Source organism: Cronobacter sp. HA18006 (assembly GCF_011605445.1).
Taxonomy (GTDB): Bacteria; Pseudomonadota; Gammaproteobacteria; order Enterobacterales; family Enterobacteriaceae; genus Cronobacter; species Cronobacter sakazakii.
On the sequence record NZ_JAANQB010000020.1, the window covers coordinates 353,035 to 376,125 of the forward strand.

General features: G+C 58.2%; 23 protein-coding genes, 1 other RNA gene and 1 CRISPR repeat array. Of the genes, 7 read left to right on the top strand and 17 right to left on the bottom strand.

The window, feature by feature from the left end; translation table 11 throughout:
* The first annotated feature begins 71 nt into the window (after positions 1–71).
* From G9X48_RS10755 to G9X48_RS10775, 5 genes are all read left to right on the top strand, one after another.
* Entirely contained in the window at positions 72–1,109 is a 1,038-nt protein-coding gene (locus tag G9X48_RS10755) for an isopenicillin N synthase family oxygenase (RefSeq protein WP_012125455.1), read from the top strand.
* A gap of 21 nt (positions 1,110–1,130) precedes the next feature.
* Complete coding sequence (locus tag G9X48_RS10760) at positions 1,131–1,934, top strand: MetQ/NlpA family ABC transporter substrate-binding protein (RefSeq protein WP_097582265.1); 804 nt, start codon at positions 1,131–1,133, stop codon at positions 1,932–1,934.
* A complete protein-coding gene (locus G9X48_RS10765; RefSeq protein WP_097564396.1) occupies positions 1,931–2,722 on the top strand; it encodes an ATP-binding cassette domain-containing protein in 792 nt (263 codons plus the stop codon). The genes G9X48_RS10760 and G9X48_RS10765 overlap by 4 nt, the downstream gene beginning before the upstream one ends.
* Positions 2,719–3,378: a methionine ABC transporter permease gene (locus G9X48_RS10770; RefSeq protein ID WP_012125458.1), complete on the top strand. Its 660-nt coding sequence runs from the start codon at positions 2,719–2,721 to the stop codon at positions 3,376–3,378. Before G9X48_RS10765 ends, G9X48_RS10770 begins: the two co-directional genes overlap by 4 nt.
* Positions 3,379–3,542: 164 nt before the next feature.
* Complete coding sequence (locus tag G9X48_RS10775) at positions 3,543–5,099, top strand: EAL domain-containing protein (protein ID WP_104676690.1); 1,557 nt, start codon at positions 3,543–3,545, stop codon at positions 5,097–5,099.
* Here the strand turns inward: G9X48_RS10775 and G9X48_RS10780 are convergent.
* The gene (locus G9X48_RS10780; protein ID WP_097640759.1) at positions 5,092–5,919 is read right to left on the bottom strand and encodes a GNAT family N-acetyltransferase; all 828 of its coding nucleotides are present in this window, start codon (positions 5,917–5,919) and stop codon (positions 5,092–5,094) included. The genes G9X48_RS10775 and G9X48_RS10780 overlap by 8 nt on opposite strands.
* Before the next feature lie 56 nt (positions 5,920–5,975).
* Positions 5,976–6,593: a membrane protein gene (locus G9X48_RS10790; RefSeq protein ID WP_015386945.1), complete on the bottom strand. Its 618-nt coding sequence runs from the start codon at positions 6,591–6,593 to the stop codon at positions 5,976–5,978.
* 86 nt (positions 6,594–6,679) lie between these two features.
* Between G9X48_RS10790 and G9X48_RS10795 the strand changes: the two genes are divergently transcribed.
* Positions 6,680–8,101, top strand: coding sequence for a PLP-dependent aminotransferase family protein (locus tag G9X48_RS10795; protein WP_097640760.1), 1,422 nt, complete (start codon positions 6,680–6,682; stop codon positions 8,099–8,101).
* A 3-nt stretch (positions 8,102–8,104) separates the two neighbouring features.
* Here the strand turns inward: G9X48_RS10795 and G9X48_RS21605 are convergent, their stop codons facing one another.
* The 14 genes from G9X48_RS21605 to G9X48_RS10860 all read right to left on the bottom strand — a co-directional run bounded on the left by G9X48_RS21605 (position 8,105) and on the right by G9X48_RS10860 (position 21,802).
* Positions 8,105–8,233, bottom strand: coding sequence for a hypothetical protein (locus G9X48_RS21605; protein ID WP_007865308.1), 129 nt, complete (start codon positions 8,231–8,233; stop codon positions 8,105–8,107).
* Between the two features lie 243 nt (positions 8,234–8,476).
* On the bottom strand, positions 8,477–8,698 hold the full coding sequence (locus G9X48_RS10800; protein WP_007781449.1) for a hypothetical protein: 222 nt from the start codon (positions 8,696–8,698) through the stop codon (positions 8,477–8,479).
* On the bottom strand, positions 8,695–8,946 hold the full coding sequence (locus G9X48_RS10805) for a DUF6364 family protein (RefSeq protein ID WP_004386923.1): 252 nt from the start codon (positions 8,944–8,946) through the stop codon (positions 8,695–8,697). The genes G9X48_RS10800 and G9X48_RS10805 overlap by 4 nt, the downstream gene beginning before the upstream one ends.
* A 533-nt stretch (positions 8,947–9,479) precedes the next feature.
* Complete coding sequence (locus G9X48_RS21475) at positions 9,480–10,088, bottom strand: hypothetical protein (protein ID WP_015386946.1); 609 nt, start codon at positions 10,086–10,088, stop codon at positions 9,480–9,482.
* Positions 10,088–11,134 (bottom strand): N-acetylmuramidase family protein, encoded by a 1,047-nt coding sequence (locus G9X48_RS10815; RefSeq protein ID WP_097640761.1) that lies wholly within the window; start codon positions 11,132–11,134, stop codon positions 10,088–10,090. Before G9X48_RS10815 ends, G9X48_RS21475 begins: the two co-directional genes overlap by 1 nt.
* Before the next feature lie 164 nt (positions 11,135–11,298).
* Positions 11,299–11,395: signal recognition particle sRNA small type (gene ffs, locus G9X48_RS10820), an RNA gene on the bottom strand.
* Positions 11,396–11,609: 214 nt separating this feature from the next.
* Positions 11,610–12,859: a CRISPR direct-repeat array (repeat unit 29 nt; unit sequence CGGTTTATCCCCGCTCACGCGGGGAACTC).
* A gap of 96 nt (positions 12,860–12,955) precedes the next feature.
* A complete protein-coding gene (gene cas2e / locus G9X48_RS10825) occupies positions 12,956–13,249 on the bottom strand; it encodes a type I-E CRISPR-associated endoribonuclease Cas2e (RefSeq protein WP_097640762.1) in 294 nt (97 codons plus the stop codon).
* Positions 13,249–14,166 carry a type I-E CRISPR-associated endonuclease Cas1e gene (gene cas1e / locus G9X48_RS10830; protein WP_007865291.1) on the bottom strand — a complete coding sequence of 306 codons (918 nt, stop codon included), beginning with the start codon at positions 14,164–14,166 and terminating at the stop codon, positions 13,249–13,251. Before cas1e ends, cas2e begins: the two co-directional genes overlap by 1 nt.
* Positions 14,163–14,813 (bottom strand): type I-E CRISPR-associated protein Cas6/Cse3/CasE, encoded by a 651-nt coding sequence (gene cas6e / locus G9X48_RS10835; RefSeq protein WP_076728938.1) that lies wholly within the window; start codon positions 14,811–14,813, stop codon positions 14,163–14,165. The genes cas1e and cas6e overlap by 4 nt, the downstream gene beginning before the upstream one ends.
* A complete protein-coding gene (gene cas5e / locus G9X48_RS10840) occupies positions 14,795–15,547 on the bottom strand; it encodes a type I-E CRISPR-associated protein Cas5/CasD (protein WP_097640763.1) in 753 nt (250 codons plus the stop codon). Before cas5e ends, cas6e begins: the two co-directional genes overlap by 19 nt.
* 9 nt (positions 15,548–15,556) lie before the next feature.
* The gene (gene cas7e, locus G9X48_RS10845; RefSeq protein ID WP_097640764.1) at positions 15,557–16,630 is read right to left on the bottom strand and encodes a type I-E CRISPR-associated protein Cas7/Cse4/CasC; all 1,074 of its coding nucleotides are present in this window, start codon (positions 16,628–16,630) and stop codon (positions 15,557–15,559) included.
* Between the two features lie 11 nt (positions 16,631–16,641).
* Positions 16,642–17,247, bottom strand: a complete 606-nt coding sequence (gene casB, locus G9X48_RS10850) for a type I-E CRISPR-associated protein Cse2/CasB (RefSeq protein ID WP_015386949.1) — start codon at positions 17,245–17,247, stop codon at positions 16,642–16,644.
* Entirely contained in the window at positions 17,248–18,816 is a 1,569-nt protein-coding gene (gene casA, locus G9X48_RS10855) for a type I-E CRISPR-associated protein Cse1/CasA (protein ID WP_097640858.1), read from the bottom strand.
* Between the two features lie 352 nt (positions 18,817–19,168).
* A complete protein-coding gene (locus G9X48_RS10860; RefSeq protein WP_097640859.1) occupies positions 19,169–21,802 on the bottom strand; it encodes a CRISPR-associated helicase/endonuclease Cas3 in 2,634 nt (877 codons plus the stop codon).
* 205 nt (positions 21,803–22,007) lie between these two features.
* Between G9X48_RS10860 and G9X48_RS10865 the strand changes: the two genes are divergently transcribed.
* A complete protein-coding gene (locus tag G9X48_RS10865; RefSeq protein WP_012125473.1) occupies positions 22,008–22,319 on the top strand; it encodes an MGMT family protein in 312 nt (103 codons plus the stop codon).
* Between the two features lie 31 nt (positions 22,320–22,350).
* Here G9X48_RS10865 and G9X48_RS10870 read toward each other — a convergent pair whose 3' ends face one another.
* The gene (locus G9X48_RS10870; RefSeq protein WP_004386081.1) at positions 22,351–22,923 is read right to left on the bottom strand and encodes a YbaY family lipoprotein; all 573 of its coding nucleotides are present in this window, start codon (positions 22,921–22,923) and stop codon (positions 22,351–22,353) included.
* Positions 22,924–23,091 lie beyond the last annotated feature (168 nt).

The window sequence follows — 23,091 nt, forward strand, 5'->3', positions numbered from 1 at the left end:
CCAGCGCTGTTGTTGTGCCTGTCTGTTTGCAGATAACCGACTGTGATTTTCTTTTGCTAACGGAGCGCCCCATGAGCACAGCATTACCCTCTACCCTGCCAATTCTCGATCTCGCGAGACTCAATGCAGGCCCGGCCGATCGCGCCGCGTTTCTCGATCATCTGCGCTACGCCGCGCGCGATATCGGTTTTTTCTATGTGGTTAACCACGGCGTCGACACCCGTCTGCTGGAGGATGTCCAGCGCGAGGCGCGCCAGTTCTTTGCCCTGCCGGAAGAAGAAAAAGCGCAGGTGGCAATGATCCACTCTCCGCATTTTCGCGGCTATAACCGCGCGGCGGCGGAACTGACGCGCGGCAAGCCGGACTGGCGCGAGCAGTTTGATATCGGTGCCGAGCGCCCGGCGCTCGCGCTTTCAGCGAATGCGCCCTCGTGGCGTCGCTTGCAGGGGCCGAACCTCTGGCCTGCCGCGCAGCCGTCGCTCAGGCCAACGCTGCTGCGCTTTCAGCGCGACATGGCGCAGATGGCGCTGCGGCTGCTGCGCGCGTTCGCCGAAGCTTTGCAACTTTCGCCCGACGCCTTCGACACGCTCTACGGCGAGCAGCCCAACGAGCACATTAAGCTCATCCGCTACCCCGGCCAGCAGCGCACCGGCAGCGACCAGGGCGTCGGCGCGCATAAAGATTCCGGGTTTTTAAGCTTTCTGTTACAGGATCAGCAAAAAGGCTTACAGGTGGAAGTGGCGCCTGACGAGTGGATTGACGCCGCCCCGCTGCCGGGCAGCTTTGTGGTGAACATCGGCGAACTGCTGGAGCTTGCCACCAACGGCTATCTGCGCGCCACGGTGCATCGCGTCGTCTCGCCGCCCGCGGATAACGAACGCCTCTCCATCGCCTTTTTCCTCGGCGCGCGGCTCGACGGCGTGGTGCCGGTCTATCCGCTGCCGCCGGAGCTGGCGCGCGAGGCGCATGGCCCGCAGAGCGATCCGCGCAACCCGCTTTTGCGTGATGTCGGCTGGAACTATTTAAAAGGCCGCCTGCGCTCACACCCTGATGTCGCCGAGCGCTACTACCGTGACGTGCTGCGCGAAAGCCACGAACTGATCGCCTGATCCCTTACTAAGGAAAGCAAAATGAAAAAAGCCACTATGACGCTGGCCGGGCTGGCGCTGCTTATTTCCGCAGGCTTACAGGCCGCCGAGCCGCTGCGTGTCGCCGCCGATCCGGTGCCGCACGCCGAAATTCTTAACTACATTAAAAAACTCGATCCGAAGCTCGACCTGAATGTCGTGGAGCTCACCAGCGGCGTCAACGCCAACGAGCTGCTGGCGAACGGCGACGTGGACGCCAACTATTTTCAGCATCTGCCCTACCTGAAGGATCAGGAAAAAGCGCTCGGCAAAACCTTTGCGGTCGCCGCCACGGTGCATGTTGAGCCGCTCGGCATCTATTCGCGTAAATATAAAGATTTCAAAGCCGTGCCGGAGGGCGCAACCGTGGCGGTGCCGAATAACGTCACCAACCTGAGCCGCGCGCTGTTCCTGCTGCAAAACCAGGGGCTGATTACACTCAAGGCGGGCTTTAACGATCCGGCGAGCAGTCTCGCCACGCCGAAGGATATCCGCGATAACCCGAAAAAGCTGAAGATCCTCGAAATTGAATCGCCGCAGATCCCGCGCTCGCTTGACGATGTGGATCTGGCTGTGATCAACGGCAACTACGCGCTGGAAGCGGGGCTGACGCCCGCCAAAGACGCGCTGGGGCTGGAGCGCGCCGATCATAACCCTTACGCCAATCTCCTGGTGACCACGCCCGCGCTGGCAGGCGATCCGCGCATCAAAGCGCTGGCGAAAGATTTACAGTCGCCGCAGGTCGCGGAATTTATTCGCCAGCATTACAACGGCTCGGTGATCCCGGTCGCGGCTCCGCAGTCATGATAACGCTTGACGGGCTGAGCAAAACTTACGCCGGAGAGGGCCACCCGGCGCTGGACGACGTCTCGCTCGCCATTCCACAGGGTGCCGTGTACGGCATTCTGGGGCGCAGCGGCGCGGGCAAAAGTACGCTGCTGCGCTGTCTTAACCTGCTGGAGCGGCCAACGTCGGGCCGCATCCTGATGAACGGCGTGGATATTACCCGCCTCGACGACCGCGCGCTGCGCCAGCACCGGCAGCGCACCGCGATGGTGTTTCAGCATTTTAATCTGCTCCATGCGCGCACGGTGGCGGATAACGTAGCAGTACCGCTGGAGATCGCGGGCGTGCCGCGCGCGGCGCGGCGCGAACGGGTGGCGGAACTGCTCGCGTTAGTCGGGCTTGCCGATAAAGCCGACGCGTTTCCTTCGCGCCTTTCCGGCGGGCAGAAACAGCGCGTCGGCATTGCCCGCGCGCTTGCCGCGCACCCGGACGTGCTGCTGTGCGATGAAGCCACCAGCGCGCTCGACCCGGAGACCACCGCCTCCATTCTTGCGCTGCTTGCCGATATCAACCGCCAGCTCGGGCTGACCATCGTGCTGATTACGCATGATCTTGAGGTGGTTAAAGCCATCTGCGACCACGCGGCGCTGCTGGAGAACGGGCGTCTGGTGGAGAGCGGGAGACTCGCGGATTTACTCACCGCGCCCTGGTCGGTGCTGCGTCAGACGCTGGTGCGCGACAACGCCGCCTGGCAGGCGTTTTTACGCCGTCATGGCGTGGAGGAGAGAATATGGTGCGAAGTGGCATGAGTTTTGAAGATCTCTGGCCGCTGCTGGCGCAGGGCACGTTGGAGACGCTCTACATGGTCGGCCTGGCGGCGCTCTTTACGGTGCTTATCGGCCTGCCGGTCGGCGTGGTGTTGTTTATCACCCGCCGCGACGGCGTGCTGCCACAACCGCAGCTCAACAGCGTGCTGGGCAGCGTGATTAACGTCGGGCGTTCGCTGCCGTTTATCGTGCTGCTGATTGCGTTAATCCCGCTGACGCGTCTTATTATCGGCACAACGCTTGGCAGCACCGCTGCCGTCGTGCCGATTACCATCGGCGCATTTCCGTTCTTTGCGCGCGTGGTGGAAAACGCGCTGGATGAAGTGGACCGCGGGCGCGCCGAGGCGATTATTGCTATGGGCGGCAACGCCTGGCATGTGATAAGCAAAGCGCTGCTGCCGGAGGCGCTGCCTGCGCTGCTTTCTGGCGTGACACTTACTGTGGTGATGCTGATAGGCTTTTCCTCTATGGCCGGTGTTATCGGCGGCGGCGGGCTTGGCGATCTCGCCATTCGCTACGGTTATCAGCGTTTTAATAATGAAGTGATGGCCGCCACGGTGCTGATTCTGGTGGCGCTCGTTCAGGGCGTACAGACGCTCGGCGACCGGCTGGTGCGGCGTCTCGCGCACCGGCGCTAAAATCCACACTCGCGGCGCAGCCGTCATTGCTGCGCCCGCGTTACACACTTTTTTTGCCCTAACCCTACGCAAAATCAATGCGCCGAGCCGTCGCAAAAGCCATTATCCCCCACTACGCTAGAAGTACTCCGGCACTCATTTCTTCTTCAGGGCAGGCAGCAATCGTGACCATCACAAGACGGATAAAAATAGTAACAGGCGTGCTGTTACTCAGCGTTTTGCTGCCTGTCGCGTTTAGTTTCTGGCTCGCCCGTCATCAGGCCGAACAGCATTTTGTCGTGGAGCTGGACGCCTATACCGAACGCACGCTTATCCGTACCAATGACATCATGCAGCAGGCGAAAGCCGCGCTCGCCAAAATCAACAGCTTTACCGGCGAGCCGTGCAGCGAGGCGCATTTACAGGCGATGCGGCGCACGTCGTTTGTGTTCCGCCATGTTCAGGAAGTGGTCTACTTAAAAGATATGACGCCGGTCTGCTCCTCGCTGGTAGGGCGCAGCACGTCAAAACCGCTGCCGACGCCAACATGGGTTAACGATGAGAATTACAAGATCTGGTTCAGCACGCAAAACGATGTGGGATTGTCGATATCCATGGTAATGGTTGCTCACGGGCCACATATGGTGCTTATCGATCCCAGCTCGTTTATCGATTTAATTCCGTTCAGCGCCTGGCCGATTAACACCGCCATCATTGGGCTGCCGCGCAACCGCGTGCTGGCAAGTAGCGGCCCGTTTGATAAAACGGTCTGGAACATGGCGCGTAAAAGCGGTGCCAGAAAAATTGAGTATCAGGGCAATATCTATCTGATTCACCGCGAGCCGCGCTCCGGGATTGCCGTGGTGGCGTGGGCGTCTCAGGCACCGCAGACGGCAGAAATCCGTAAACTCCAGCTTATCTGGCTCCCGGCGGGTATCCTTATCAGCCTCGCATTAGCGTTCTGGCTGCTGCGCCTGTTGCGGCGTTTGCAGTCGCCGCGCTATCGCCTGCAGGACGGTATCGCCAATAATGAACTGGTGATGCACTATCAGCCGATCATTCGTCTGTCCAATGGCCAGCCCACCGGCGCTGAAGCGCTCATCCGCTGGCCGCAGCCTGACGGCAGCATGTTAACGCCGGATATTTTTATTCCGCTTGCTGAGCAGACCGGGCTTATCGGCCCGCTGACGCGCCGCATTGTTCATAACGTGCTGGACGATCTTGGCGACTGGCTGCGTACGCATCCGCAACAGCATATCTCCATCAATATTTCCGCGTTCGATCTGCACGATCCGCAGTTTGTCGATATGTTCAGCCAGGCGCTGGCGCAACACGGCGTCGCGCCGCACCAGCTCGCGCTGGAGATAACCGAACGCGGCTTCGCCGACCCGGCGCTAAGCGGGCCAATCATCGCGCGCCTGCGCGCGGCGGGCCACAAAATTTATATTGATGACTTTGGCACCGGCTACTCCAGCCTGAGTTATCTCGAAGATCTGGATGTCGATATCCTGAAAATCGATAAATCGTTCGTCGATGCGCTGGAGTACAAAACCGTCACGCCGCACATTATCGAAATGGCGAAAACGCTGAAGCTGGAGATGGTGGCCGAAGGCGTGGAAAATCAAAGCCAGGCGCTGTGGCTGCGGGAACATGGCGTGCAGTACGCGCAGGGCTGGCTCTACAGCAAGGCGCTGCCCGCCAGGGAGTTTATCGCCTGGTGCGGGCGGCACGGCGTCAGTTAAGCCGATGCCGCATCTCATACTGGCGCACCGGCTGAATGCGAAAACCGCTCTGTTCAAAGAGCGGCGCCAGGCGCTGATCAACCGCCACGGGCGTCATTAAACCCGCAAAGCGCTCATGCAATAGCGACAGTAACTGCCGGGCGTGCCCTTCACGCCGCGCCTGCGGCGCAACCCACAACGCGCGCAGTTGCGGCTGAGCAAAACCGGTCGCAATAATGGCAAACGCCTTATCATCCAGCGAAAACCCCGTGCCCGGCAGCGCCTGCGCCGTTTCCGGAGCCATTAACCACGGCAGGTCTTCCGCCTGCGCTGCCATACGCTGTGCGATGTCATGCGGATCGCAGGGCATTAGCGCCTGCGTATTTACAAACGCCGCCGGGCTGTGAGCCTGAAAACCCACCAGCGTTTTCTCGCAGGTAAACCCCACTCGCTCATACAGCGCCTGACCGGCGTCGTTACCGACAATCACCTCAAGCGTCATGCTTTTTTCGCCGCGCTCGTGGGCTTCATCCAGCAACTGCATCATCAGCGTTTTACCCACGCCTTTACCGCGCCAGTCAGGGTGAATGGCGAACGCCGCGAGACGGCTGCGCCAGCCGCGCCGGGCGATGAGCGCCAGCGCGACGACCTGCTCGCCCGCAAGCCAGACGCGACTCGCGTTCAGGCAGACATTTTCCGCGCCGAAACGGTACGCAAACGCGGCGCCATCCAGTTGAAACGGCACCAGATAGCCATCAAAACAGCGGCACAGTATTGAGGCCAGCGCTTCGCTGCTCCAGTGCAGCGCTGGCCGCGCGTGTAAGGCTGCAGGGTTCGACATGACCATTCCTCATCGGCGAAAACACCCAGCATAACGCAGCGCGGCAAAAAGACGACCTATCCTTTTTCAGCGGCTGCCACGGCCGGTGCGGCAGGCTTTACGCGCCGCACCAGAAACCACGGCAGGCAGAGCTGAATAAGCGGCCCGATGGCAAGCGCATACACCACGGTGCCAATTCCGGGCGTGCCGCCCATGGCCCAGCCCGCCAGCAGGACGGTGATTTCAATCGCAGTACGAATACTTCGCACCGACCAGCCGGTACGAGCGTGAATGCCGGTCATCAGGCCATCGCGCGGCCCTGCGCCAAAGCCCGCGCCGATATACATGCCGGTTGCCAGCGCATTCAGCACCACGGCGGCAACGAGCAGCCCGCCACGCAGCGCCAGCGACGACGGCGCAGGCAGCACGGCCAGCGCCGCGTCTGCCGCCAGCCCAATCATAATAACGTTACTGATAGTGCCAAGGCCCGGCCTCTGGCGCAGCGGCACCCACAACAGCAGCACCAGCGCGCCGACGCCGATAATCACCGCACCGAGATTCAGCGACAGCAGCCGCGCCAGCCCCACGTGAAACACGTTCCACGGATCGGTACCGAGATCGGCCCGGACGAACATTGCGGTCGATACGCCATACAGCGAAAGCCCGACATACAACTGCACCAAACGACGCCACATATTTTTTCCCTCATCCGTCATCTGGCTACTACTTTAAGGCCAGTGGACGTAAGATTAAGGTCCAGTTTCAACAAAGTGGACTGCTTATGAATCATCGTCGTACCGGCACAGCCTCGCTGTTGCGCCTGCTCGGCCACTGGCAGCAGGCGCATTCCCGCCTGCCGGTTTATCGTCAGCTGGCGCAGGCGCTGCGCCTGATCATTCTGGATGGTCGCCTGCCGCTCGCGAGCCGTCTGCCGGGCGAGCGTGAACTGGCCGGCGCGCTGGGCGTCAGCCGCACGACCATAGCCAGCGCGCTGGGGCTACTGCGCGACGAAGGTTTTCTGATAAGCCGCCACGGCGCAGGTTCGGAAATCGCCCTGCCCGCCAGCGCCTCGGTGCCAACGCTCACCGGCAGCGGCGGCGCGCTCGATCTCTCTACCGCAGCGCTGAGCGCAGGCCCGGAGGTGTTAGCGGCTTGCCAGCGCGCCGTGGCGCAACTGCCGGATTATCTCGGCCATACGGGCTACGATCCGCAGGGGCTGCTGCGCCTGCGTGAAACCCTCGCCGCCCGCTATAGCGCGCGCGGTCTGCCCACCAGCCCCGATCAGGTGATGCTCGTCAACGGCGCGGTGAGTGGTTTCGCGCTTGTCCTGCGGCTGTTGACCGGCCCCGGCGACCGGGTGGTTATCGATAACCCAACCTATCCGCTCGCCATCGCCGCCATTCGTGGCGCATCATGCCGTCCGGTATCGGTGGCGCTGGCAAGCCAGGGCTGGGATCCGGACGGGCTGGCGGCCACGTTCGCCCAGACGTCGCCGCGCCTTGCCTATCTCATTCCCGATTACCACAACCCTACCGGCTACTGCATGGACGCCGCCACCCGTGAGCGCATCGCCGCCGCGGCCACCGCCAGCCGCACAATGCTGGTCGTCGACGAAACGATGGTGGATCTCTGGTATGAAGAGGCTCCGCCGCCGCCGCTCGCCGCGTTTGATGCCCAGGATACGGTCATTACGCTCGGCTCGGCAGGCAAGAGTTTCTGGGGTGGGCTGCGGCTTGGCTGGATACGCGCCAGCACACGCACTATCGCATCGCTGATCCAGATGCGCGATACGCTCGATCTCGGCTCGCCGCTGCTGGAACAGCTCGCCGTCGCCACGCTGATTGAGGATGCCCCGCATTTTCTGCCGCCGCGACGCACGGCGTTAAAAGCGCGCCGCGATGCGTGTCTGGACGCCATGCAGCGCTATTTTCCGCAGTGGCGCACGAGCTTGCCGCAAGGGGGATTATCATTCTGGGTGGAGCTGCCGCGCCCGCTGGCGACACGTTTCGCGGCCAGCGCCGAAGGGCTCGGGATTCATCTTGGCGCGGGCAACCGGTTTGGCGTGGAAGGAGCCTTTGAGCGCTTTCTGCGAATGCCGTTTACGCTTGAGACCGAACGCCTGGAAGAAGCGTTTGCCCGGTTACAGCCGCTCTGGCATCAGCTGATGGAGACGCGCGCGTCGACTGCCCGTGGGCTGGTGTGAATATTACATATTCAGAACAGGCCAGGTAATGCGCAGCAAAAAGACACCGACAATCGCTACCACATACGCGCACCAGAGAGAGATAACCACGCTGGCGATATGGCCTGCCACGAGCAATAACTTAGGTATCATTGCACACCTCTGTCATTAAGGTGAACCTGAAGCAAAAGTTACAAAGAAGCATCGAGTTTTAATAATGGCGAGAAAAACAGACGACGAGCCTTCCGGCCCGCCATAAAAAAACGGTCATCCATGACTGCACATAATTTGAGATGGTGAGGCGTATCATTTTATTATGCGAGGATAATGACGGCGCTTTGTAACAGCGCCGTGTCACGCAGATGATATATTCATGACGCGTGTAGCAGGAGGGAATTAATGCTGGCGGGGAACCGGAAAACCTTTCAGGGAAATGACAAACGCATCGCCCTCTTTTTTTATTTTTGCACCTGCATCGCACCAGTCGGACGCAATGCGAAAAAACTCATCGCTGCCGACATCCCAGCCCAGACGGACGTGTTTGACATAGCCTGAACGCAACAGCTCACAGGCTTCCCGGTAGGTTGCAGCCGTAGTGGATAAAGACGCGTCTTTCATTTTCTTTTCTTCAGCAGTTTACGTAGCGCTTTGATTTCTTTTACAGAAAGTGGGGATACATCTTCTTCAGTGTGCTGGCTGTCGATCTCTTCGCTGTTCACCACGTCGTCTTCCTCGCCCAGCACCAGCGCCTTTTGCAACAGCTTTTCTGTGGCGGCGCTGAGCGTTTCACCGTGCTGCTCAGCATACTGACGAAGCTTTTCTTTGAGATCGGTATCTATTTTTACATTAAGCACCGCAGCAGTCATAGAAAATTCCTTTCCTTTCAGATGAGAGCTATTTAATACCTTAATTGATTATTAAGATCCAGCGTTAAGCTCTTACTTATAAAAAGACGTTTTAAAAATGAGATATCGGTTCAGCGATTATGACAATAAGATGACAAATATATGACAATATAATTAAATTTAAACGACAGAATAAAATAAAGCGGTTTGCAACGCGGAAATAAATAGCTGTGGGAAGAACGGGAAAACGCAGAAGCGGATGCTTAAAAGCAGCACAGTAGAAGTAGGTTATCGCGGTGGAGGATGGCAGAAATGGGTGGAATGACTCTCTCTTTCTGAGCCAAATTACGTCGCCTGGGACACATCTGCCACAGGAAGGCGTGCTGAGGCTTCCTCTTATGGTGATAACCTGTTACCAGTGCTGTGGCTGGAGTGTTAGTCTCACATCCGGACATGACGGTAAGTAACCAGAATACACATAATGCTGTAGTACAAAAAATTGCCAGAGCGAAAGTACCGCCCGGCAATTTTCGTTGAGAGAAGAGATACACCGCTTATGACGCTGGAGGAGTTAACGGCTGAATGTCATTGCTATTTACCCAGCCGTGTGTCGTTTTTCCACTGTCACCGACGTATTCTATCTCTGCCCAGTTCCCCTGAGTTTGAATTACCCCTACCACGTCACCTTTGACAATCCAGGCTTTACGGCGGGTCGCGATATCAGGTGTGGCGCTGAGCCAGGCCCGCTGGCTGGTAACCTGCATCAGCGTTTGCCAGTGTGTCTGCTGCGTCGTCTCCAGCTCAAGGCCTGTCGCTATTTCAGGCATTAACACATTCATGCAACCCGCGTGGCTTTGCCCGTCAGGTATGGTTAATATGACACCGGAATCAGTTGCGGCAATATGGCCCGCAAGCACAGAAGATGACCAGGACTTGATGGTATCCGACTGCTGCGCTGACACCTCACCTGTCAAAAAGAAAGTACAGGTACGTTTTACGCTATCATCAGCCGACTCGGAGTAATAACCGGTGATTTTTCCTGCCGGTGAGACCGCAAGCTGCAAGCCCTCATACACGCCAGACTGCAATGGTGTGGCAGATGAGGAACACGCCGCTATTAAAAGTGAAAAGCCGCACATTATGTGCGCTATGTTCGTTTTCATCACTGTCTCTTCTCCAGGCTTTCATAGGTTCTGCGCATTTTAACGTCATAATCGCCAAAATCGCTGCCATTATAGTTGTAGGCCATATTGTAAAAGTCTTTATTAACCATTGCCGTCAGCAGAGCACTATTCTTCTTGCATAAATGTAAAAATGCATTTAACTGCTTCCCGGCACTTGCCTTCATATCTTTTAAAAAAGAGCTGAGATCGTTATAACCGCACGATTCGTAATTAAAGCCCATTATCTGGAACATACCCCATGAACACGCTTTTATTGCAGCATCCGCATCCAGTGCGTAAGCTTTCGCCAGTGTATCCCATGCAGAAGCCTGGTCGATATTATTTTTCTTCCATTCCGGGCCTGCTTTTTTTACATACTTATACGACAATAACGGATGGGTTTGATCGTATTTCCTTTTAGTATATTTACGAAAGATATGTCCTTCATAAGCAATGATGGGTAAATTTAAGGCGTTAAAACCAGACCGTCCGCCTGACTCCACAATAGAAAACGCTTTAATGATGTTCAACTCTACCCGTCGGTTTAGATTTTCCCAGGCATCGGTATAATCCTGCTCCGTCAGCGATAGCGCACCATCAATGCCAGGTGCCATCAGCTTGCTGCGCTCAAGGGCGTCATCTGCCACGTTATAGCGCTCTTTTCTCAGATAATTGTTGACTAGCTGACGGAGGCTATTTTCATTACCGGATGTATGCGTAAAAAATTTAGGTGCAAAAGAGGGTTGGTGAGTCGCGACAGGATATTTCATAGCCGCCGCAATTAAGCCACGGAATGTTTTTCCTTCAGGTTCAATAACCCCGTCGGGGTGCTGGAAACGCAAATGAATGGACTGAAACTGACTGATAGTTCTGATGAGTGCTGGAGAAATTAGCCCATCTTCGGGAATCTCATATTGGATAATAGGTTTAATACAATTAAACAAATACTGAACGATAATAACGTCGCGCTGGAAATTGCTTGCTTTACCGGGTGTGCCTACTGCGCTTTTTAATAACGGAGGTAATCGCCTGAGTGAATTATCCATTTCTGAGTGCTCATAAATGAAAACATAAACGTTATATTAAATAACCGCACCTGATATTAGCAGCCAAAGGCCGCTCGTATCCAGGATGAGTTAATACACCTCTTATGATGTTTCATCACCAGGATAAAGCTGAAAAAAGGACTTAGGGCAGAAATGGGTGGGGGCCCTGCCAGCTACATCCCGGCACACACGTCATCTGCCTTGGCTGCTTCCTTCCGGACCTGACCTGGTAAACAGAGTAGCGTTGCGGGAGAACCAACAGGGCCCCCATTGAGAGCGTCGTTAAACGCGCAGGGCGCATTATGTCTGTTGCCCCCGGCGATTGCAACCCAACGCGCGCCGTATGCCGGTTTATTGCGCAATCGAGAGCAGGTGCGGGAAGTTTTTGTGGATCGGTTAAGGGCAGGCCCGCCAGTTTATATGTAAGGTGGGTAAGCGAAGCGCAGCCACCAAGGCAGACGATTCTACTCAATAACGGTTTATCCCCGCTCACGCGGGGAACACCATAATTATGTATTCGGCGTTAATGCTGGTGCCGGTTTATCCGCGCTCGCGCGGGGAACTCATTGCAGGGAGAAAGACGCGCGTATCGCTGAGCGGTTTATCCCCGCTCACGCGGGGAACTCTGCGGCGCTGGCACTACCAACGAGTGACGACGCGGTTTATCCCCGCTCACGCGGGGAACTCAATAAAATCAGCTCTGAGAATGCATTGCAGCGCGGTTTATCCCCGCTCACGCGGGGAACTCCAGTTTAAAATAAGTGGTTCCTGCAATGCGGCCGGTTTATCCCCGCTCACGCGGGGAACTCGTAAACACGGTATCCAGTTTGATGATGTGGCCCGGTTTATCCCCGCTCACGCGGGGAACTCGATGCCGGGTCTTCCTTCAGAATGCGTTCCCACGGTTTATCCCCGCTCACGCGGGGAACTCATGAAAAGTTGCGTGACGAGATGGCGGTAATCCGGTTTATCCCCGCTCACGCGGGGAACTCTCCTCGTCAGTCAACTCAGTTACCAATGAAATCGGTTTATCCCCGCTCACGCGGGGAACTCGATGGTGTTCTGCTCGGTCTCATTCAGGATCTCGGTTTATCCCCGCTCACGCGGGGAACTCGCTGGCCCGATCACGACGACTTTAACAAGATGCGGTTTATCCCCGCTCACGCGGGGAACTCATCGTCAAGATGGCGTTGGCATGATAACTTCACGGTTTATCCCCGCTCACGCGGGGAACTCATACCCGTCTTGCAAATGCCCTGTATGACGAGCGGTTTATCCCCGCTCACGCGGGGAACTCGTCTGCCTCGGCGTCATACGTGGCGGTCAATATCGGTTTATCCCCGCTCACGCGGGGAACTCTGCGAAGAAAACGGCGATAACGCGGACGATATCGGTTTATCCCCGCTCACGCGGGGAACTCGGCTGGTCAGTCTGAAACCCGGTGTCGAAGGTCGGTTTATCCCCGCTCGCGCGGGGAACACGCCATCATTTTCTTCCTCAAAACCAGAGGGGGCGGTTTATCCCCGCTCGCGCGGGGAACACACCGGATGTAGGCATCATTGATTGGCTGTTTCCGGTTTATCCCCGCTCGCGCGGGGAACACAGGCGTCCCTCGGTTGTAAGAACTGGTGCGGGCGGTTTATCCCCGCTCGCGCGGGGAACACATGAGCTTACAGAAGCTGCTTACTACCTCTCGCGGTTTATCCCCGCTCGCGCGGGGAACACTCTAAAACTATATACTTGTATCTATTACACTTTTTCGTGCAACAACATCCTACCAACGTTTGGTTCACAATCTCGCATTGTTAAAGAGCGAATAACCTACTGATTTTCAAGCGGTAAAAACGAGACAAGGCGCAGGCCGTCTAAATCCACCGGGATACGACGGTTAACGCCGAACGTCTGAAAATCGAAACCGGATTCATTATTGGTGGCCCAGGCCATCACCACACTGCCCTCCTCCGCTAACTCGGTTATCTGATGCCAGATCATTTCACGCACCCGACGCGATACGTCACCCACGTAAACCCCGGCGCGCAGCTCCAGCAGCCAGATGGCGAGCCGTCCGCGAAGCCGGGGCGGGACGCTTTCCGTCACGACGACCAGCATGCTCATCAGCGGCTCCTGAAACCGGCTTCCGCCAGCGAATCGGCTTGCGGTATCGCGGGCGGCAGCATGTCCGCCGCGGGCTGCGGTGGTTCGATTTCACCGGCGGCCAGCACGGTTTCAATCAGCGGGATAAGCTTGCCGGTCAGCTTTTCGCTACGAAAAATATCCCGGCACGCCAGACGCACATCGCGATCCGGCTGTTCCGGGTGACGGGCCGCTATCTCGAATGCTTTCGGCACCACGGCGTCAAATTTAATGATGTCCGCGATGTCGTAAACAAACGAAAGCGGCTTGCCGCTGTGGATAAAACCGATGGCGGGCGCGTAACCCGCCGCCAGTATCGCCGCCTCGCTGATGCCGTATAAACAGGAGGTCGCCGCGCTGATGCACTGGTTCACTACATCGCCCTTTTCCCAGTCTTTCGGATCGTATCTGCGCCCGTTCCACTTCACGCCGTAGCGTTTCGCCAGCAGCGCGTAGGTCTGGCGCACGCGCGCGCCTTCGATCCCGCGCAGCTGTTCGACCGACCGGCGCGCTGGCGGCGGCTCGCCAAAACGCAGCTCATACATTTTGCGCACCACTTTCAGGCGCAGCGTCTCGTCGAGCGCGAGCTTCGCCTGGTACAGCAGCTTGTCAGCCCGCGCGCCGCCCGGCTGACCGGAAGCATACAGGCGCACGCCTGCTTCGCCCACCCATACCAGCAGCGTACCGACCTGCGACGCCAGCCTGATCGCGGCATGAGACACCCGCGTGCCCGGCTCCAGCATAATGCAGGCGATAGCCCCCACCGGCACATGCGTGCGCACGCCAGTTTTATCCACCAGCACGAACGCGCCATCCAGTACGTCGAGATGACCGTACTGGAGGAAAATCATCGAGGTGCGATCGTTAAGCGGAATCGGGTTGAGAGGAACAAAGCTCATACCCCGTCGCCCGGCTTGATAAGCATCAGTCCGCAGCCGAAAGCGCGACATTTGCCAAAGCCTTCGTGAAGCCGGGCGATAAACCGCGCCGGATCGGTCACGATAAGCGCGCCTTCATAATCGACCGTGCTGAACTGAATCAACTCGCCGCGTTTCTTCACGACCTGCTGCTGACGGTATGCCGCCACGCACGCCTGCGAGAGACGAAAGCCGCCTTTCTCGCCCTGCGCGTCGAGCCACGCCAGCGCCGCCTGCTCCTGCATCGTCCAGAGCGCGCCCTGCTTCTGATTAAGCTGCCATTCGCGTTTCGCGTTCATCAGCACATCGTGCCGTTTACCATTGCGGGTGACGACCGGATTAGCCCGCAGCGAAAAACGCAGCGTGGTGCCTTCATCAGGCGCTGGCGCGAACGGGCGCGTCTGAATCTCAAACAGCGGGTGCGTGCACTCGGGCGCGCTTGCTGAAAGCAGATAAAAGCAGAAACCATTTTGCAGCGTCTCGCGCCGATAGAGGTACTGCCGCTGCGCCACGCCCGGAAACAGCTCCCACAACCACTGGTGCATGACATATTCGCCGCGCGCCATCATCTCCATCAGCCGCTCCGGCGTGAGCCTGGCGGTGGGGAGCGTTATTTTTGAGAGATACATGTCGCCTCCTGCGTCAGTCGTCCTTGCTGCACCGTCCGGATGTCGAAATCCCAGCGCCGGCGGCTGAGCGGCTGGTCACGCCAGATCTGAATTTCATCCGCCGTGAGGCCGTCGTGCTCGCCCTCCCACCAGAGGTGCGGATGAAACTGCGCGAGCGCGCTCAGCGCCGGGTTAAGCTCGCTTAATGCCGCGCCGTAGCGCGCCTGTGCTTCACTCAGCAGCGAGGCGGCCTCGCCTTCGCACAGATGCGGCCAGAGCGGCAGCCCGAGCGGATGGCTTTTACGGCCGAGGTATAACGGAAAAACCGGCGCGCGCAGCGCCGTCTGTAAGGCTTCAAGCGTGTAAGGCGCGCCAGACGTCGCCGCGACGGCGACGAGCCAGTAGCCATCGGCGTAGTAATCGCGGCGCGAAAGCGTCGTTTCGAGCATTTGCGCGTCGCGCAGTTCATCTTTACGGGTGAAATAGCGCACTTTGCGGGCTTCACGCGGCACCTGCACCGTGTGGTAGTCACGCGCCCAGGCGCTTGATTTCCCGGCGCAGACGATAAACTGATAATGCGGATTCAGCGCGTTTAACGCCGCATCGTCGTCACGCCGGATGCCGAGTGCCGCGGCAAGCAGCCCGAGCAGCGCCGAGCGCCCCGGCAGCGCGCGCGTATGGCGCACCTCGCCGACGGCAATTTCTCCCCAGGAGGCCATCGGCCCCTGAAGCTGAAAAATAAGATAGCGGTTCATCGTCGCTCCTTATGCGCTGATAAAATCCAGCAGTTGCGCGACGGAACCTTCCCCTTTATCGCCATACAGCACTGCGCACGGCGTCGCCTCGCCGCCATAGACGTTATTCATATTGTCGCGAAGCGTGGTGATGCGGCGCACCGCCTCGTCAAGCTGATCGTGGCCGGTCACTGGCTCCCAGAACGCGGCGGCCAGCGAGCGCGGCTGCTCTGTGCTTTTCTCGGCGAGCGCCCAGCTGGCGTACGCGCGGGAGGCGAAACTATTCTGTTTGCCGGTGGGGGAGATTTTCAGCGTACATTCGCCCAGCGCCCGCAGCGTTTGCGCCATAAGCTGTTCGTCGCCGTTGAGGTTTTCCAGCAGGCGATCGCGGTCGATGCACAGATAGGTGTAAAAAAGCGCCGAGCCGAAACCCAGCTCGCCAATATGTCCGGCGCCGGCGTCTTCCGCCGCGGCCTGGCGCAGATCGTCCACCGCCGTGAAGAAATCATCTTCCATCAGGGTTTCGCCAACGCCGAACGCGTGGGCGACCTGACAGGCGGCTTCAATATTATGCTCCGGCGTGGACGCGAGCATGCGGCCAAACAAGGCGATATCCACCGCCATCGCGTCTTTGCGCAGGAAATTCAGTTCTTCTTTTGTCGGTGCGCGTTTCTCCTGCGCGAGCGTGTGTGCCAGCGCATGCACACTTTCTCTTTCCTTCGGGCTGACATGGGCGAGCTGCTCGGTTTCGGTGTTGATCAGCGGATCTTTTTCCAGCCTGTTTTTATCTTTTTCGCTTTTCACTTTGCCGAAACAGGCTGCGATCGCGCCGCCCCACTCAATGGCTTTGGCCTGCGCGACGCCGCCCGCCAGCATGATCTCCGCCGCCTCGCGGCCGATGCGCGCGGTGCGGGTGCCGATATGCCCGCCGAGCGCCGCCTCAAAGAGCTCCGAGGTGCGCCAGGCGCGCTTGAGGCTTTGCGAGGAGACACGCAGGCGCGACGCTCCGCCGATGGTGACGGTTTTCGGCGCGCCGGTGTCGTCGCGGTTCAGGTTAGCGGCCGGGTAAGCGGTTAACAGATGAAGCTGAATAAACGTTGTCATGTGAATGTTCCTTATTCCTGAGTGGTGGCCGTGTCGACCGGTAAATTGGTGTTTTCTGCGTCCGGGGCGTCGGAAGGGTTACCCGCCATGTAATAGTCCAGCGCCCAGCGCACGCGGATATAATCGGTCGGGGCACGCCTGCGCGCCGCGCGGCGCTCGCGTTCGTCTTCTTCTTTGCACCAGCGGAAAACGCCCTCCGCCAAATCTGGCAAATTGGCCACGCCGCCGAGTAACTGCACCGCGCGGCGTAGCTGGCGGAACAGCTCCTCCTGGGTGCGCGCCTGGCTGAGCCGCCGGAAGCGCAATTCAGACATCACCGCATGGTTGCCCTCTTTGTGGCCGAGCTGTTCGGCAAAAGAGGCGCGCGTATCTACCGTTTTGATATGGGCGACCAGCGCCGCGACAATGCCGAGCGCATAGAAGCGCCATTCGCGCCCCTCCACGTTCCAGAGCGTTGGCACGCGCGTCGCGAGTGAGTTAAACCCCTCGCTGAGCCGCACCTCGTTCAGCGTATGGCTGCGGCGCAGGCTGGCGCGTAACCGCCGTCCCTGCTGTTCATTAAGTAGCGCATGCCATTTGAGTAAAGACTCACGGTGCGCCTGCGATAAGATGCTCACTTAGTTTGCCTCCTGCGGTTTTTTCGCCCGCGCGCCTTTCGCTGCAGGCTTCGTTTTCGTCTGCGTGAAAAACTTTTTGCGGGCTTTCATGATGTCTGCGAATTCCGTGCGCTCCTGCGGGTTGGTCAGGGCGTGGTCGTCAAAATAGCGACGCGTATACCGCCAGATATCGCTATTCCAGGCGCTGAGCAGCGCGCGGTTGTCGCCGGAGGTATCGGCTTTAACCGCCTCGACCAGCTCCAGAAACCGCGATTGCGTCTGCTGCCAGAAATCAACGTCGATAAAGCTGAAATCACCGCGCACGGTCGCGCCTTCGCCGAACCACGCTTCTTTCAGCGCGCTGCGTAATTTGCTGAGCATCAGGGTGGCGACTCGCGCCGCGTCGCTCAGGGTCTGGCGGATAAACGGCTGTTGCGATTCGAGAAGTTGCAGGAAGGGCAGATGATGCTCATACCAGCAGCGGGCCTTCATGTTGTCGAAGTCGTAGCCAAAGCACCAGAGCCCGGTTTCCGCGCCGGGCAGCGGTTTTTGCTGGCGGATTTTGACGATACGGGCAGGCTGCTCCTGGTTGTTGTCGCTTTCGCTTTCCATCATCAGCCCCAGCCAGTCGCGCCACAGCAGGCCGCCCGGCTGCCCTTTCACGGAGAACATCTCCCCGCCTTCTTTTTTAGGGATGCGGTGCGGCGTTAAAGGGTGCATCCAGCCCACATAGTTGACGCCGTAGTTTTTGACGGTCATGGACGTCAGCAGCGCGTCGCCCGGCTCGCCGCAGAGATCGCAGGTGCCCGGCTGTGTAGTGGAGAAATCCACGCGAATGCGCCGAGGCATGCCCCAGTACGCCTGCAGCGCATCGGCCTGCTCCGGCGTAATGATATCGCTCGCTTTTTCACTGGTGCGGGTCGGCGCGAGCCACGGGAAGACGCGGGCGTCGTAGCTGGCCGGGCGCGGGAGACGCCCCTCGCGCTGCGGCAATACGTTAAGCCACAGCCTGCGCCACAGCGCCGGGTGCTCGCCCTGATAGCGGTGCAGTTCCAGCAGCGTGGTCATTGGCCCACCGCCGCGCAGCCCGGTGCGGTAACCCTTCCCACCTGATGGCGCATTTAGCTGCAGCGAAAAGAGCGCCAGCGCGGCGCAGTGCGGGCAGAGTTTTTCGGTAGTGCCGCGCTTAATAAAATGATCTTTATTGAGCTTTAGTGTTTGAGCCCCCGGCGTTTCCGGCAGCAGCAGCGCCAGCGCGACGCTTTCACCGTTGAGCGGCTCGAAATCCTGCATAAACGAGGGCGTATCCGGGCCAAATTCAAACAGTTTCTCCAGCGGCGTCAGGGCGTTGCGGATAGCCTCCGCCGTTAAGCCGTCTTCCCAGATATCCTCCCAGCTTTCGGCGTCTTTCGGGGCGAGCGACGTTTGCAGCAGCCCGAGCAGAAACTGCCAGGCCGCGCCCTGAAAATCCGGACGCGGCAAAATCAGGTCCAGAATGTTTTCATCGGCCAGATCCAGCGGCGCGATTTTCCCACGGGTGCCGTCGCGGTAAATAACGGGGAGCCATTTTGTGGTGATTAATGAACTCAAAACATATCCCTCCCTTGCCTGACAGATATCCCGCAGGCATGCGTCCTTTAAAGGTTTAAATAATGGATAGTAGCAATTAATAAAAACAATTAATTCATATCAAAAATAATTCAATCACCTCGATCGAACTCATTGAAAAATACGCCTGAAGATTCAAATAAAAAGTGACATAGCACTAAAAAAACATCAAAAGAAAAATTACACCTTTTATTTTATTTCTTATCTATTACCCTTATTTCGTTCCCGTCGATATTAACCGGGATAAACCGGTGTATTTTTTCTCCTGGTGTTTAACCGTTCCCCGCTGTCGCGGGGATAAAATCCCAGGGCAAGTGCCCTGGGGTTGACTAAGCTACGCCTCGCCGATAAGCCCCTCTTTGGCTGAATAACCGCCCGGCAGCAGAATCACTACCGCCTCTGGTTTACGCTGCTCGCTGCACCACTGAGAGAGCGCCTCGCCGCAAAGCAGCGTGAACTCGTCGCGGTGCTTGTCCCACCAGCTTTTGCGCACGCGCAGCGCGCTCATCTCCCAGGCGTTATCGCCCTGCGCGTAGGGCGTTATGCCCTGCGGAGTGTCCCTGGCCAGCCAGAGATCGATCGTGAGTTCGCCAATACGGGTCGAGACGTCCGGCCCCCATAGCTCCGCGCTCTCAACGCTGTAACCAACGTCGAGGGAAATTTCATACTTGCTCGCAATGGCGCGCTGGCTGTAATAGTCGGCCAGCGCGGCGTCTTCTGAGCGCTTCATGCCTTCCGGCACGTCGATTTCTTCACCATACACGGCTTCAATTAACAGGCGCGCTGCTTCGGGCATCCGTATTTCGCCCTGCTCGCGCAATATCCGCTGGGTCAGCCAGAGCCGCGAATGCGCCGGATAAACGTAACTGGTATTACGCATGGCGGAGGTCAGCCATTTCTCATCCGGCTGCGCCTCCCAGCGCGGAGCCAGAATATCCAGACGTGGCGCGGGGCGTTCATCTGCGCCGGTTAATTTAAGCTGCCCCTGTTTATCACGACTATGCCGCTGCAAACGTCCGGCGCGCTGAATTAATAAATCGACCGGCGCGAGGTCGCTAATTAAATAATCCAGATCGATATCGATAGATTGTTCTATTACTTGAGTAGATATAATTATCTTACCGCTTCGATTAATCGTATTTTGTTTTCCGAACCATTCCAGCGTTTTTTGTTCCTTATCATTACGGTCGATAAACGCGAAACGGCTATGAAATAAAATAATATTCTCTTCCGGGATATTCCTCCGGCGAATTAATTCCCGGTAGCTGTTCACCGCATCGTCGACGGAATTTCGTATCCAGCCGATACAGCCGCCCTCGCGCGCTACCGTCTCGATCTTATCAAAGCACGCAGCGTCATCCTCCATCCAGCCGATGCCGACGCGCCGCTGCACCTGCGCACGCGTGGAGACGCGCTGCCCGTCAATGCCCTGCGCGTGGAGATGCGTTATCCACGGGTAGTCGTCAGGCCCGAGGCGCGGCGATTCACACGTGGTATTAAGCCCTTTATAAAAAGCGGCGATTAGGCGGTCGCGCTGCGCCTGCGAAAGCGTGGCGGAAAGCAAAATCGTGGCGTTGCCGTAGCGGGCACGCGTCTCGACAAGCTTTTCCACCACATGAGACATGTACGCATCGTAAGAGTGGATTTCATCGGCGATGAGCACTTTATCGTTCAGGCCCAGCAGGCGCAGATTCTGGTGCTTAAACGCCATCACCGCCATCATCGCCTGGTCGAGCGTGCCGACACCGGTTTCAGCGAGCAGCGCCTTTTTAGGCGACTGCGCAAACCAGGCGGCACAGCCTTCATACGCGGCGGCCTCATCGCCGGAGTCGTTCGGCAGTAATTCACGCGCCCAGATGGAGGCGTTAAATCCCGCAGAGAGTTTGCGCGCGCTGTGCGCCAGCACGAGGCTCGGATGACTGCCTTCACGATAGAGCCGCAGCCAGGCCTGCGACATCCGCGCATACATGGCATTCGCCGTCGCCATCGTCGGCAGGCCGATATAGAGCCCGCGCGCCTGCCCCGCCGCCATCAGGCGATGCGCCAGCACCAGCGCCGCCTCGGTTTTTCCGGCCCCGGTGACATCTTCAAGAATGATGAGATGCGGGCCTTTCTCGTGAATATCCATCTCCAGCGCGTTTTGCTGAAGCGGCGTCGGCCTGGTGATAAAAGGAAAAAGCGTTTCGATGCCGTTAAAGGGCGCGACATCGCTTGCTGGCGGCAACAGGCGCAGCGCCCGTTGCGCCTGTGCAACGGCGCGCGCCCAGTAATCTTCAAACGGCATCGCCTGCGCCACCCAGGGGAAGTGCAGATTCGCGGAGCCTGTCCAGTCCGCCAGCACCGTGAGCGCGGAGACCAGCCAGCTTTTCTCCGGGAACGCCTCCCGCCAGCTATCGTCTTTCCACTGCGCCGGCAGCGCAACCGCCGGGAAGAGTGCATTCACCGCGCCCGCAAACGCTCTGGCGGCAGCGATATCTTCCGGCAGGAAATCGTTATGGCAGTTTTCACAGGAGACGGGCTTGCCGTGATGGCCGAGCACCGCAGGCATCCAGCGGTCCAGCACGCGTTTACGCTCACGCGCCGACAGCGGGCCTGTCATGCCCTGCGCCACGCAATCACCAAGATGGTTTTGCCACAGCCACGTGCCGGTGACGGTATGGTGATGGCGGCTGTCGTTAACATCGCGCTGGCCGCACGCCAGCGCGTCGCAGCGGTATTGTTGCTGAAACAGACGCGCAAATTTGCCGATGTCATGCCAGCAGAGCAGCCAGGCGAAAAACGTGGCCGCCGTTTCGCGATCGTCTATCCCGAGCGTCGCAAAGAGAGACGCGGCGTTAAAGTGGTTTTCCATCACCATCACGTAACCACACGCGGCTACGTCGAGTGAATGCCATTGCAGCAGGTGGTATTCATCGCCCCGATGGTTTTCGCCCTTTCGTGACTTACCCCAGTGTAAATATCCGCTCATAAATCAGTCCTTTGCAAAATTCCGCCTATTCTGCGGCGCTCGCCGGAATCGTACCGTGAGCGCAAGCGTATTTCCTTTTCCCTGAAAACATATAATTCACTGATATGTAAAGGATTAATATTTAAATAACTGATAAAAAACACTCCACAGTTGCGCCCTTCGCCCGCGCTTTCTTATGCTTAACGCCTGAAATCAAGGAGCCTCTATGAACCACCACGACACCTTTCCACAGCGCGTTTATCAGATTGTCGCCGCCATCCCGGAAGGCTGCGTCACGACCTATGGCGAGGTGGCGCGGCTGGCGGGCTCGCCGCGGGCGGCGCGTCAGGTAGGCGGCGTGCTAAAGCGTCTGCCGGAAGGCAGCACGCTGCCGTGGCATCGGGTGGTGAATCGTCACGGGGAAATTTCGCTGACCGGGCCGGATTTACAGCGCCAGAGGCAGGCGTTGCTCGCGGAGGGGGTGCAGGTCTCAGGGAAAGGAGAGATCGATCTGGCGCGCTACGGGTGGCGCTACTGAAAAGCGCCTCCGAAGAGGCGCTTGTGCGGGTTTAGTACGTCGTCGGCGCCGGAACGGCGGAGGACGGCGTGACCTGCGTCGGCGAGGTTGACGGCACGCTTGTCACCGCACCGCCACCAGACTGTACTGGCACCGCGGTCTGCTGCACCGGCACCAGCGTCAGGTCGATTTTGGTGCCACCTTCGTTCACCGCAGGCTGGACGCGGTCGGTGATAAACACCAGCTTATCTTTAACCGTAATCGCCGCACTCAGCAGAACGCGGGCGTTCGGCTGAATGTCGGACGGGTTAAACGGCAGTACGAAGCTGAACGGCGCCTGTTTACCTTCGGTACGCACCACTTTCTGCGCCAGTACTTTCGACGGCGCGTTCGCCTGGGTGGCGTCAGAAAGGGTCACGGTCAGCACGGCATCCGGCGGCAGAGCCACTTTCTGGCGGATCCAGACGGTACCGGAAACGTTCGGCTGTTTAATCACCGGCTTGGTCGCGACGCCGGAAGTATTCGGGTTCGGGGCTGGAACAGCAATATCAGCACTTTTATCCTGCGCGCAACCGGCCAGAGCAACGGCAACGGCTAAACCACTTAACATGTGCACGAGTTTCATGGCGTTCTCCTTATTTTCATTCCACCAGTAAGCGCCAGGCACTCACCAGCGTGAGCTGTTACAACATGTTTGTCGTGCTAAGTGTGGCACATATCACTAATTTTCGCCTGGAAACGGGGCGCTATTAAGATTATTTAACCCCTCTGACCAGTTGCCGTTCTGCGTTAT